Below are 11,466 nucleotides of genomic sequence, written 5' to 3'. Positions count from 1 at the left end.
TGCACGAACCGCCCCAATCATGCGTCCGTGTCGACAAGGCGCCAGTTGGGATCATCGGTGCCCATGACACGCGCAAATGTCCAATTGTCTTTCTGACGCTTCACTTTCGTCGGGCTGCCTTCCACGATGTCGCCACCCTTGTCCCGCACAACCGAAGTCAGCTCTCCGACAAAGCGGATTGTCAGTTCTGCCATGTTGGTTTCAGGATCAAGCGTTGCGTCTGTCAGAGTCAACTCTCGCACACCGACAAATTCGGCCTCAATGGTCAGGCCCTGATCTTCCCGCGCGCTTACACCGTCGACAAAAATTTCGAAAACATCTTCGGCCAGAAACGGCTGAATCGCAGAAAGGTCGCCGCGCTCGTAGCCCATCAATATCATTTCATAGGCGCTGCGGGCGCCCTGAAGAAAATCACTGACCCCGAAAGAGGGCTCGATCCGCTTCATTTCTGCCAGGGCGGCCGCGGCATCGCTGTCTTCGGGAACATGATCAATGATATCCCTGTCCGGCCCACCTTCGATCACTTCGAAATCCCGGCGGGCTCCTGTTTCGGTTCCGCCCTTGGGCACCGGCGGCTCTTCAAAGCCTTCGCGGGTTCCCAGCACGTTTTTCAACCGCAGAATCAGAAATACCGCGATAGCGGCAAGCACCAGCAACTGGATCATGGGTGAATTCATAGGAACCTCATTTTGCGCAAAAGGCATGGTATCATACAACTGTCGCTCTTATGTAGGTGAGCGATAGGGGCAAGTCCACTATGCCCAAGTCGAAAGGACGCCGATCATGTGGTTGTTATTAGCCTTTTTAGCCATTCCACTGGTCGAGATCGCGCTGTTTATCCAGATTGGCGGTGCTATTGGTCTTGGCTGGACGCTTGCGATTGTCGTTTTTACCGCAATTCTCGGGGCGTGGCTTGTACGCACCCAAGGGCTCATGGCGATGGGGCAGTTGCGGTCTTCTTTTTCGCAGATGCAGGACCCGACAGAGCCTTTGGCCCATGGTGCCATGATCCTGTTTGCCGGGGCATTGCTGCTGACTCCTGGTTTTTTTACGGATGCGGTGGGGTTTTCTTTGCTGGTTCCGCCCATACGGTCTGCGATTTACCAGTTTCTCAGATCGCACATTAAAGTACAAAGCTTTGATATGGGCGGCGACACGCATCCAAGGCCGCGCGACCACTCAACAGGCGGCGACGTGATCGATGGCGAATTCGAAGAGGTCAAAACCCCGTCAGATCAGCCCGACAACCGGAAGAATACACGTATACCCAAGGATTGAGACTGCCCGATCAAGCTGATAAGGCGCGGGCAAACAGTTTATCAGGAGATCATCATGGCCGAGAATGGCACAACCGCAGGAAAAGACGAACAAGCACAACCGCCGCAGGTACAAATGCGTATTCTGGGCCAGTTCATTCGCGATTTGTCGTTTGAAAACATCATGGCCCAAAAGGGCGTAAGTGGCGATGTACAACCGGACATTCAGGTTCAGGTAAACCTTGATGCCAAGAAACGCGGCGTCGAGCATCAGTTTGAAGTTTCGATCAAACTGAATGTCACGTCAAAGGCCAAGGAAAGCGGCGCGGAGTTGTTCCTGCTGGAAATCGACTATGTCGGCATTTTCCACGTCGAAGGCGTTCCGGAAGATCAGATGCACCCGTATCTTTTGATCGAATGCCCGCGGATGATTTTCCCCTTCCTGCGGCGCGTCGTCAGCGATGTGACCCGGGATGGCGGTTTCCCACCCCTCAATCTGGAAAACATCGATTTTCTGCAGTTATATCGCAGTGAAATCGCGCGCCGTCAGGCGGCCGAGGCCGCGCCCAAAGCCGACGCTTAAGCTTTCGACCACAAACACGCGTCGCCCAGCGCCTTTACAAACTCTGCGTGGGCGGCGCGTTCTTCTGGTGTCACCCTTGATGCAAGCCGATGCGGGCGCGCCGTCGGTCGCCAGACCTGCTCTGATGCGTCTGACTCCGTTTGCGAAGCTGCGGTATTCAAGCCGAAATCAGGCTGCCGCCCGCCGACCAGTTCAAGATAAACCTCGGCCAGAATTTCAGAATCAAGAAGCGCCCCGTGCAGTGTGCGCGACGAATTGTCGATGTTGAACCGGCGGCACAAGGCATCAAGCGACGCCGGTGAACCGGGGAATTTCTTTCGGGCAATTGCAAGGGTATCAATCGCCCTTTCCCACGGCAGAGCCTGCTTTTTGACCCAGCCAAGCTCTGCATTCAGAAATTTCATATCAAAAGCGGCGTTGTGAATAACCAGTTGGGCATCTCCGATGAAATCCAGAAAATCTTGGGCGATAAGCGCAAAAACCGGCTTGTCGCGCAAGAAATCGTCGCCCAGACCGTGCACTTCGAAGGCCTCATTCGGCATTGCACGTTCAGGATTAATATATTGGTGAAACGTAGCGCCCGTTGCGACGTGATTGAATAGTTCAACGGCCCCGATTTCCACGATACGGTCCCCGCTTTCGGGATCAAAACCTGTGGTTTCGGTATCCAGTACGATTTCACGCATCAGCCTGTTTTCCCCGTATGTCTTTCAGAATATCGTGCACCTGTGCGGCGGCATGTTCAACCGTATCCGTGATCACAACGTAATCGGCACGCGCGCGCTTTTCAGCATCCGGCATTTGTTTGGACAGGATATGTTCGAACTGGGCTTCCGTCATGGTCGCGCGCTGCAAGACCCTTTCGCGCTGCTGCTTTGCCCCGATCGAAACAACAACGACCGCATCCATCTGTGCATCTGTCCCGTTTTCAAACAAAAGCGGAATATCAAAAACCGTCACATCAGCATCCGATTTTGCCAGAAAGGCCGCGCGGTCCTGCGCGACAAGCGGATGCACGATCTGTTCGATCTTTTTCAGCGCGCCGGGGTCTTTTTCGATAATCTGCTTCAAAGCGGCTCTGGAAACCGCACCGTCCTTGATGGCATCAGGAAACACTGCCCCAATTGGGTCCACGGCATCGCCACCCACATCATAGAGCCGGTGCACAGCCGCATCTGCATCCCAGACGGCGCACCCTTCTTTTTCGAACAGCTTTGCCGTTGTGGATTTTCCGGTTCCGATTGATCCGGTCAGACCCAGCCGGAACGTCATTTCAGAACGACCGCTCTGGTTTCGCTGTCGACCTCCGGTCGCTTTCCAAACCAGCGTTCAAACGCGGGCACGGCCTGATACAACAACATACCCAGGCCATCCACCGTTATGCATCCCGCCGCTTCGGCCTCGGTCAGCAGGTTGGTTTTCAAGGGGGTGTATACCAGATCCGTCACCACTGTGCCCTTTCTCAACCCATCCAGCGGAACCCGCAATTCCGGTTTTCCGATCATCCCAAGAGACGTGGTATTGATGACGATTGCCGCGTCTTCCATAAGGTTGCCCGCCTGCACCCAATCCACCACAGTCACGCGTTTTCCGAAATCATCGCGTAGTTTTTCAGCGCGAACGCGGGTTCGGTTGGTTAGCAGGATTTCCGGAACACCGCTATCGGCAAGAGACGCAACAACTGCTCGCGCAGCCCCGCCTGCACCCAGAACCACAGCTGGCCCCGATTTCGGGTTCCACGCCGGCGCGCCCTGTTTCAGGTTTTCGATAAACCCGAAGCCATCGGTGTTATCGGCGTGAATTTTTCCATCTTTTCTGAATATCAGAGTGTTTGCAGCACCGATCAGCGTTGCCCTGTCTGTCACCAGATCAGCGACTTTCATCACGGTTTCCTTGTGCGGTATTGTAACGTTCACACCGACAAATCCCATTTTTGGCAAGGTTCTGATAACCTGTTCCAGGTTATCTGTCGCGACGTCCATGGGAATGTAAAACCCGGGAATACCGTATTTTCGGAGCCAGAACTGGTGCAGGGCAGGTGATCGGGAATGTGCGATCGGGCTGCCGATAACGCCAGCCAGCGGAATTCTTGGATGTGTCATTGTTCCAGGTCCCCTCGCAACATCAGAAAAGCCAGCAACTCCAGCAGGGGCAGGCCCAGGACATTAAAATAGTCGCCATCAACCCGGGTGAAAAGACGCACGCCTTCTTCTTCCAGTTTGTAGCACCCCACCGCGTGGCGAATGCTTTGCCAGTTCCGGTCAACATATGCGTCGATATACGCATCGCTGCTTTGGCGCATCAACATGCGAACCTGTCCGACATGTCGCCAGATCGGGCGACCGTTTTCATAAATCACGGCCGCGGACAAAAGCATATGCCGCTGTCCCCGCATCATCTTGAGCTGTGCGCGCGCCGTATCCCGACTGTCGGGCTTGGCCAGTATTGTGCCCTGAAAATCCAAAACCTGATCGCACCCCAGAACCAGCGCGTCAGTGTGTTTTTCGCTGACTTTCCGTGCTTTCATCTCTGCCAGCGCGTCCGCGATGTCGCGTGGGCTGGCCAGTTCGGCCTCTAGCGACCGTCGCACCATATCTTCGTCCACGCGCGCCACCTGTTTAACGAACGAAACTCCGGCATTTTTCAGCAATTGCGCCCTGATTTCGGACCCTGATGCCAGCACCAGCGTGGTGTTCATGTGGATAACCCTGTTTGCATCTGTCGGGATGCCTTTGTTTTGCTGCATGCCTGTTTGCCGGAAATTCCCATCGCGGACAATAGATCGAACAAGTGACGGATTTTCAGGGATCCTTTCATGTTTTGTTAAGCATGGAACAAGAACAACGGCATCTCTGTGCGTGGCATGTGGTTTCCACCGGTTATACCAAATTCGTCCACAGTGCTTCTGCTGGCAATTTTCTCATAAACATCTGATAAATAATAATAATACTCTGACACTCACCACGCCTTGGTATCATGCAGAAAGTTATCCCGTTGAGGATGAAACATGGGATAAGAATATGATCCACAGGTTTTGCGATCCCTACTTAATCATCATCCTTTTTCTTTTCTTTATTTATTATTAAGTAAGCCAAAGCTTAGAACGGGACTGATGATGACAGATTTACTGGCCAGCCTTTACCCATGGACAAAGTCTTTTCACATTATCGCAGTGATCGCATGGATGGCAGGTTTGTTCTATCTTCCAAGACTGTTTGTTCATCACGTTGAACAGGCCGACAAGGTTGACGGCCTTTCCCCAGTGTTTGAAATGATGGAATACAAGCTGCTTAGGCTGATCATGAATCCGGCAATGTTCGCCGTCTGGATCGCCGGTCTATGTCTGGTGTTCACGCCCGGTATTGTTGATTGGTCATCGGTCTGGCCCTGGACCAAGGCAATCGCCGTACTGGCCATGACATGGTTTCATCATTGGCTGGCGTTACGCCGCAAGGATTTTGTGGCAGGCAAGAATGTTGTAACCGGCCGCACCTACCGGATCATGAACGAAGTTCCGACAATCCTGCTGATTGTGATTGTCCTGTCTGTGGTTGTGAAATTCTAGCCAGAATTGACAGATCTTGCTGGCCGGATTACACAGCAGGCAATCCAGCCCGTCCGGGCACCGGTACTTTCCGAATTTTCATCTTTGCGCTCACGAAAGTGGTGCGACTTAAGGACTGTTTATAATGACAGATGTTGTTGATCCTGTTTCCGACGAAACACCAGAAACGCTTAACCTTGCCGATCTGAAGGCAAAAACACCCAAAGACCTTCTTTCGATGGCGGAAGAGCTTGAGATCGAAAATGCATCGACCATGCGCAAAGGCGACATGATGTTCCAGATCCTGCGCGAACGCGCGGATGAGGGATGGGAAATTTCCGGCGATGGCGTGCTGGAGGTTTTGCAAGACGGGTTTGGTTTTCTGCGGTCGCCCGAGGCGAACTATTTGCCGGGTCCGGATGATATCTATGTGTCCCCTGATATGATACGTCAGCACTCCTTGCGCACCGGTGATACAATCGAAGGCGTGATGAGCGCGCCGGGCGACAACGAGCGCTATTTTGCGCTGACCAATGTGACGCGGATCAATTTCGAAGACCCCGAAAAGGCCCGGCACAAGATCGCGTTCGACAACCTGACGCCGCTCTACCCGGACGAGCGTCTGACAATGGAAATCGAAGACCCGACGATCAAGGATCGTACAGCGCGGATCATCGATCTGGTTGCGCCGATCGGGAAAGGCCAGCGATCATTGATTGTTGCTCCGCCAAGAACGGGTAAAACGGTGATCTTGCAGAATATTGCCAACTCGATCGAAAAGAACCATCCGGAGTGCTATCTGATCGTTCTGCTGATCGATGAGCGGCCTGAAGAGGTCACCGATATGCAACGCTCTGTGAAGGGCGAGGTGGTGTCTTCGACATTTGATGAACCAGCGACACGACATGTTGCGGTATCCGAAATGGTGATCGAAAAGGCAAAGCGTCTGGTCGAACACAAGCGCGACGTAGTTATCCTGCTGGATTCGATTACCCGTCTGGGGCGTGCGTTCAACACGGTTGTTCCGTCATCGGGCAAGGTTCTGACCGGTGGTGTGGATGCCAATGCGCTGCAACGACCGAAACGGTTTTTCGGTGCGGCCCGCAACATTGAAGAGGGCGGATCGCTTACAATCATTGCCACCGCACTGATTGATACTGGCTCGCGCATGGATGAAGTTATCTTTGAGGAATTCAAGGGTACCGGTAACTCTGAAATTGTTCTGGATCGCAAGATTGCTGACAAACGCGTATTCCCTGCGATCGACATTTTGAAATCGGGAACCCGAAAAGAAGAACTGCTTGTCGATAAGGTAGACTTGCAGAAAACTTTTGTGCTGCGTCGTATCCTGAACCCGATGGGAACGACAGATGCGATCGAATTTCTGCTTTCGAAACTGAAGCAAACCAAGTCAAACTCAGAGTTCTTTGACTCGATGAACACGTAATAACTGTTTAATAACAGTGTGTTAAGCTGATGGATACAATTTTTGCCCTGGCAACGGCGCCCGGTAAGGCGGGCGTTGCTGTTGTCCGGATATCGGGGCCTTTGGCGCATCAGGCAGGTACGCTTTTATGTGGATCTTTGCCTGAACCAAGGCATACGGCTTTGCGTGATGTGCGCGACAGCCAAGGAAATTTGATCGATACTGCTTTGGTTCTGTGCTTTCAGGGGCCGGCCAGCTTTACCGGCGAAGATGTGGTAGAGCTTCAAGTGCACGGCAGCGTCGCGGTTACATCTGCCGTGCTGCGGCTTCTGTCACAGCAACCGGGGCTGCGTATGGCCGAGCCGGGGGAATTCACCCGGCGCGCTTTGGAAAACGGGCGGCTTGATCTGGCGCAGGTCGAAGGCCTGGCCGATCTTATTGATGCGGATTCAGAAGCGCAAAGACGGCAGGCGCAGCGTGTCCTGTCGGGCGAACTGGGCCGACTGGCGCAGGACTGGCGCCAGAAACTGATCCGCGCTGCCGCATTGCTGGAAGCGACAATAGACTTTGCCGATGAAGACGTTCCTACCGACGTGACGCCGGAGGTGAGCGCGCTGCTGACTTCTGTGCAGACCGACATGGAAAAGGAAATTGTCGGGGTCCAGATCAACGAACGCATTCGCTCCGGGTTCGAGGTGGCTATTGTTGGCGCCCCGAATGTTGGTAAGTCCACGTTGCTGAATGCGTTGGCCGGACGGGATGCGGCGATTACTTCAGAATATGCCGGCACCACGCGAGATGTTATCGAAGTTCGGATGGAACTGGGCGGGCTGCCTGTGACGCTTCTTGATACCGCTGGCTTGCGGGAAACAGATGACTTTGTCGAAGGTATCGGAATTTCGAGGGCGGTCCAGCGCGCTGATCTGGCTGATATCAGGGTTTTTCTGGGCGAGACTTCAGAAGATTTGGGGATCTCGATCAAACCGGAAGATATCGTTCTTCGACCCAAGGCCGACATGTTGTTTGACCGAACCGATGCTGTTTCGGGTAAGACGGGCGAGGGGATTTCCGAACTGGTGACGCGCTTGACGAGCACCCTATCAACCAGAACGGCGCAGGCCGGGATCGCAACCCGCGAACGGCACCGAATAGCGATGGAAAGAGCAAATGCGGGGTTGGCCAAGGCGCAAGAAGTTCTGGGACAGGGCAGTGATCAATATGATATTGCCGCAGAGGAGTTGCGATCGGCGATTCGAGCCCTTGAATCTCTTGTCGGGCATGTCGATGTAGAAAACCTGCTGGATGAAATCTTTGCCAGCTTCTGTCTTGGTAAATGAGGGGATGTTTCACGTGAAACATTCGGATTTTGATGTAATCGTGATTGGCGGAGGGCACGCAGGCGCCGAGGCCGCCCATGCTGCTGCGCGTATGGGCGTAAGAACCGCGCTCGTTACGCTGACACGAATCGGTATTGGCGTAATGTCCTGTAATCCTGCCATTGGCGGGCTAGGAAAAGGTCATCTTGTACGCGAAATCGATGCAATGGATGGTGTTATGGGCCGCGTTGCGGACCGGGCAGGCATCCAGTTTCGGCTGCTGAACCGGCGCAAGGGGCCAGCGGTGCAGGGGCCGCGCGCGCAAGCGGACCGCAAGATTTACCAGACAGCGATGTTGCAGGAAACTGAAAGCTGGGAAAACCTTTCTATCCTGATCGGCGAGATTGTTGATTTCGTGATGCAGGGCAACCGTGTTTGTGGCGTCGTGCTTGATGACGGCAGCCAGATTTCATGTGGCGCGGTCATTCTGACGACTGGAACATTTTTGCGCGGCGTCATTCATATCGGGAACGTTTCGCGCCCGGGTGGGCGAATGGGCGACAAGCCGTCTGTAAAGCTGGCCGAAAGGATTGATTCATTCGGACTTTCGATGGGCCGGCTAAAAACGGGTACTCCGCCGCGGCTGGATGGTCGGACGATCCGGTGGGACGCGCTTGAAATGCAACCGGGCGATGAAGACCCGACGATGTTCTCTTTCCTGTCTGACCGACCCGAGGCGGCGCAGGTGTCTTGCGGGATCACGCACACAAACGCACAAACGCATGAAATCATTCGTGAAAACCTTGATCGTTCTGCGATGTATGGCGGGCATATCGACGGGATCGGGCCAAGATACTGCCCGTCTATCGAGGACAAGATCGTTCGCTTTGCAGATAAGGAATCGCATCAGATATTCCTTGAACCTGAAGGTGTAGATGATCCAACCGTTTATCCGAACGGCATTTCAACTTCGCTGCCCCAGGATGTTCAGGAAGCATATGTGCGTTCGATCTTTGGCCTGGAACAGGCCGTCATTCTGCAGCCGGGCTATGCCATCGAATACGATTATATCGATCCCCGGGCGTTGACGCCGCGTCTGTCTCTCAAGGATGTCGAGGGGCTATATCTGGCCGGACAGATCAACGGCACAACAGGATATGAAGAAGCTGCAGCGCAGGGGCTAGTCGCAGGCCTGAATGCGGCGCTTGAAGTGACTGGCAAAGAGCCGACTGTTTTCAGCCGTTCTGACAGCTATATCGGTGTGATGATCGATGATCTGACAAGCCGTGGTGTGTCAGAGCCCTATCGCATGTTTACATCGCGGGCGGAATTCCGGCTTTCTTTGCGCGCAGACAATGCGGACCAAAGGCTGACACCTGTTGCGCAGGCACTTGGATGCGTGTCGGACCGGCGGAATGCGGCGTTCAACACAAAAATGGACAAACTTGATCGGGGAAGAATGGTGCTTTCTGCGCGGACATTTACGCCGAAGGAAGCAAACAAGGCTGGCCTGACCGTAAAAGAGGACGGTTCGAAGAGGACCGGCTTTGATATTCTGGCCTTCCCCAATGTCGGTTGCAAAGATCTGGAGGCGTTGATCCCAGAACTGTCAGATCTGGATATCCCGACAAGGGTACAGTTGGAGCGGGACGCTTTGTATGCGCATTATATCCTGCGGCAAGAACGGGATGTTGAGGCGCTGAAACGTGATGAAAATCAAAAGCTTCCGCCCGATATGAGCTTTGAGGGCATCAGCGGATTGTCAAATGAACTCAAGGCCAAATTACAACAGGCGCGGCCGACAAACCTTGCGCAGGCCGCCCGGATTGACGGGATGACACCGGCCGCACTGGCGTTGGTGCTGGCCAAGATCCGTCAGGTTGATCGGGCAAAGCGCGCCCTATGACAGATCAGGACCGGGTCTTGCAGGAGTTGAATGTTTCACGTGAAACATCCGATAAACTACGTTGCTACGCCAATCTGTTGGAAAAGTGGAATCCCAAAATTAACCTCGTCTCGCGGGCCAGTCTTTCCGAGATGTGGACGCGGCATATGCTTGATTCCGCTCAAATGTTCGCGCTGTCCGGAGAAGTTGGGCATTGGGTTGATCTTGGGAGTGGCGGGGGCTTTCCCGGACTGGTCGTCGCGTGTATCGCAAGCGAAAAATCACCCGCTACACTGTTTACCCTGATCGAAAGCGATCAAAGGAAATCGGCATTCCTGCGCACTGTGATCCGCGAAACCGGCGTGAACGCGACCGTTCTGACCGAGCGCGTGGAAAGTGCCGCGAAGCAGAATGCAAACACGCTGTCAGCGCGCGCGCTTGCCGATCTGGACCAGCTGTTGGAGTACACAGAGCGCCATCTTGCAGAAAGTGGCACGGCCCTGTTCCCAAAGGGGCAGACGTGGGAAAAAGAAGTCGAAACCGCACGATCCAGATGGTCATTTGAGTGTGAGGCGATTAAAAGTATAACGGAATCCGGAGCCGTCATTCTGAAAATCAAGGGAGCATTGCGTGTTTGATCCAACCCGTCCGGCAGGTCCGAAAATAATCGCAGTTGCCAACCAGAAAGGCGGTGTCGGAAAGACAACGACGACAATCAACCTGGCTGCGGCCCTTGTTGAAAAAGGCTGCCGTGTTCTGGTTGTTGATCTGGACCCGCAGGGAAACGCATCAACCGGGCTGGGGATTGATGTGGATGACCGAGACCTGACAACATACGAGCTTTTGCTGGAAGATGTTGATTTGAATGAGATTATTCAAACAACATCGAATGAGGGTCTGTATGTGATTCCAGCAACGGTAGACCTCAGTTCGGCTGATTTAGACCTGATGGCGAATGAAAAGCGCAGCTTTTTGTTGCATGATGCCTTGCGCCAGACAGCCATGGATGCATTTGCATTTGATTTTATCCTGATCGATTGTCCGCCATCGCTCAACCTGTTGACGGTTAATGCAATGGTGGCCGCGCATTCTGTTCTGGTTCCTTTGCAGGCGGAATTTTTTGCGCTGGAAGGGCTTTCGCAATTGATGCTTTCTGTGCGCGAGGTCCGCCAGACGGCAAATGCGAATTTGCGGATCGAAGGGATCGTTCTGACAATGTATGATCGCCGAAATAATCTGTCGCAACAGGTCGAACAGGACGCACGCGATAATCTGGGCGATCTGGTGTTTTCCACCAAAATCCCGCGAAATGTCAGGGTAAGCGAGGCACCATCCTATGCTGTGCCGGTGTTGAACTACGATACGACATCCAAGGGTGCCGAAGCGTATCGTGCCTTGGCGCGGGAAATCTTGAAAAAACATGCAAGCGTTGCAGCGTAAACTCCGGAGGCAGGAA

The 11,466-nt window shown here is 53.8% G+C and carries 13 protein-coding genes; 8 read left to right on the top strand and 5 right to left on the bottom strand.

The genetic code is table 11. From position 1 onward, the window contains the following. Positions 1 to 17: 17 nt before the first annotated feature. A complete protein-coding gene (locus C1J05_RS20715) occupies positions 18 to 677 on the bottom strand; it encodes a Tim44/TimA family putative adaptor protein (RefSeq protein ID WP_114871921.1) in 660 nt (219 codons plus the stop codon). A gap of 106 nt (positions 678 to 783) precedes the next feature. Here C1J05_RS20715 and C1J05_RS20710 point away from each other — a divergent pair, with 106 nt between their 5' ends. Next, on the top strand, positions 784 to 1,278 hold the full coding sequence (locus C1J05_RS20710; protein ID WP_114871920.1) for an FxsA family protein: 495 nt from the start codon (positions 784 to 786) through the stop codon (positions 1,276 to 1,278). 54 nt (positions 1,279 to 1,332) lie between these two features. Beyond that, the gene (gene secB / locus C1J05_RS20705) at positions 1,333 to 1,839 is read left to right on the top strand and encodes a protein-export chaperone SecB (protein ID WP_114871919.1); all 507 of its coding nucleotides are present in this window, start codon (positions 1,333 to 1,335) and stop codon (positions 1,837 to 1,839) included. On the opposite strand, the gene dnaQ is transcribed toward secB, so the two are convergent. From dnaQ to C1J05_RS20685, 4 genes are read right to left on the bottom strand one after another with little or no spacing between them, the layout of a single operon-like run. Then, positions 1,836 to 2,525, bottom strand: a complete 690-nt coding sequence (gene dnaQ / locus C1J05_RS20700; RefSeq protein ID WP_114871918.1) for a DNA polymerase III subunit epsilon — start codon at positions 2,523 to 2,525, stop codon at positions 1,836 to 1,838. The two genes, secB and dnaQ, sit on opposite strands and share 4 nt — an antisense overlap. After that, a complete protein-coding gene (gene coaE / locus C1J05_RS20695; RefSeq protein WP_114871917.1) occupies positions 2,518 to 3,111 on the bottom strand; it encodes a dephospho-CoA kinase in 594 nt (197 codons plus the stop codon). The genes dnaQ and coaE overlap by 8 nt, the downstream gene beginning before the upstream one ends. Continuing rightward, entirely contained in the window at positions 3,108 to 3,941 is an 834-nt protein-coding gene (locus C1J05_RS20690; RefSeq protein ID WP_114871916.1) for a shikimate dehydrogenase, read from the bottom strand. Before C1J05_RS20690 ends, coaE begins: the two co-directional genes overlap by 4 nt. Then, complete coding sequence (locus C1J05_RS20685; protein ID WP_114872496.1) at positions 3,938 to 4,537, bottom strand: Maf family protein; 600 nt, start codon at positions 4,535 to 4,537, stop codon at positions 3,938 to 3,940. The genes C1J05_RS20690 and C1J05_RS20685 overlap by 4 nt, the downstream gene beginning before the upstream one ends. Positions 4,538 to 4,954: 417 nt before the next feature. Between C1J05_RS20685 and C1J05_RS20680 the strand changes: the two genes are divergently transcribed. From C1J05_RS20680 to C1J05_RS20655, 6 genes are all read left to right on the top strand, one after another. After that, positions 4,955 to 5,404, top strand: coding sequence for a CopD family protein (locus C1J05_RS20680; protein WP_205389313.1), 450 nt, complete (start codon positions 4,955 to 4,957; stop codon positions 5,402 to 5,404). Between the two features lie 124 nt (positions 5,405 to 5,528). Beyond that, the gene (gene rho, locus C1J05_RS20675) at positions 5,529 to 6,830 is read left to right on the top strand and encodes a transcription termination factor Rho (protein ID WP_114871915.1); all 1,302 of its coding nucleotides are present in this window, start codon (positions 5,529 to 5,531) and stop codon (positions 6,828 to 6,830) included. 29 nt (positions 6,831 to 6,859) lie between these two features. Beyond that, the gene (gene mnmE / locus C1J05_RS20670; RefSeq protein ID WP_114871914.1) at positions 6,860 to 8,146 is read left to right on the top strand and encodes a tRNA uridine-5-carboxymethylaminomethyl(34) synthesis GTPase MnmE; all 1,287 of its coding nucleotides are present in this window, start codon (positions 6,860 to 6,862) and stop codon (positions 8,144 to 8,146) included. Between the two features lie 4 nt (positions 8,147 to 8,150). Then, positions 8,151 to 10,031: a tRNA uridine-5-carboxymethylaminomethyl(34) synthesis enzyme MnmG gene (gene mnmG, locus C1J05_RS20665; RefSeq protein ID WP_205389007.1), complete on the top strand. Its 1,881-nt coding sequence runs from the start codon at positions 8,151 to 8,153 to the stop codon at positions 10,029 to 10,031. Continuing rightward, positions 10,028 to 10,648 carry a 16S rRNA (guanine(527)-N(7))-methyltransferase RsmG gene (rsmG, locus tag C1J05_RS20660; protein WP_114871913.1) on the top strand — a complete coding sequence of 207 codons (621 nt, stop codon included), beginning with the start codon at positions 10,028 to 10,030 and terminating at the stop codon, positions 10,646 to 10,648. The genes mnmG and rsmG overlap by 4 nt, the downstream gene beginning before the upstream one ends. Beyond that, positions 10,641 to 11,450: a ParA family protein gene (locus tag C1J05_RS20655; protein WP_114871912.1), complete on the top strand. Its 810-nt coding sequence runs from the start codon at positions 10,641 to 10,643 to the stop codon at positions 11,448 to 11,450. Before rsmG ends, C1J05_RS20655 begins: the two co-directional genes overlap by 8 nt. Positions 11,451 to 11,466 lie beyond the last annotated feature (16 nt).

This window comes from Sulfitobacter sp. JL08 (assembly GCF_003352045.1).
In the GTDB taxonomy this organism is placed as follows: domain Bacteria; phylum Pseudomonadota; class Alphaproteobacteria; order Rhodobacterales; family Rhodobacteraceae; genus JL08.
Note: the sequence above shows the minus strand (reverse complement) of the source record. Positions and strands in the feature narration are given on the sequence as shown.

What these genes read in the sequence shown, in the direction of transcription:
- dnaQ (WP_114871918.1), bottom strand. Translation starts at nt 2,525, where the DNA reads ATGCGTGAAATCGTACTGGATACCGAAACCACAGGTTTTGATCCCGAA.
- C1J05_RS20690 (WP_114871916.1), bottom strand. Translation starts at nt 3,941, where the DNA reads ATGACACATCCAAGAATTCCGCTGGCTGGCGTTATCGGCAGCCCGATC.
- mnmE (WP_114871914.1), top strand. Translation starts at nt 6,860, where the DNA reads ATGGATACAATTTTTGCCCTGGCAACGGCGCCCGGTAAGGCGGGCGTT.
- C1J05_RS20710 (WP_114871920.1), top strand. Translation starts at nt 784, where the DNA reads ATGTGGTTGTTATTAGCCTTTTTAGCCATTCCACTGGTCGAGATCGCG.
- C1J05_RS20685 (WP_114872496.1), bottom strand. Translation starts at nt 4,537, where the DNA reads ATGAACACCACGCTGGTGCTGGCATCAGGGTCCGAAATCAGGGCGCAA.
- C1J05_RS20715 (WP_114871921.1), bottom strand. Translation starts at nt 677, where the DNA reads ATGAATTCACCCATGATCCAGTTGCTGGTGCTTGCCGCTATCGCGGTA.
- coaE (WP_114871917.1), bottom strand. Translation starts at nt 3,111, where the DNA reads ATGACGTTCCGGCTGGGTCTGACCGGATCAATCGGAACCGGAAAATCC.
- C1J05_RS20680 (WP_205389313.1), top strand. Translation starts at nt 4,955, where the DNA reads ATGACAGATTTACTGGCCAGCCTTTACCCATGGACAAAGTCTTTTCAC.
- secB (WP_114871919.1), top strand. Translation starts at nt 1,333, where the DNA reads ATGGCCGAGAATGGCACAACCGCAGGAAAAGACGAACAAGCACAACCG.
- mnmG (WP_205389007.1), top strand. Translation starts at nt 8,151, where the DNA reads ATGTTTCACGTGAAACATTCGGATTTTGATGTAATCGTGATTGGCGGA.
- rho (WP_114871915.1), top strand. Translation starts at nt 5,529, where the DNA reads ATGACAGATGTTGTTGATCCTGTTTCCGACGAAACACCAGAAACGCTT.
- rsmG (WP_114871913.1), top strand. Translation starts at nt 10,028, where the DNA reads ATGACAGATCAGGACCGGGTCTTGCAGGAGTTGAATGTTTCACGTGAA.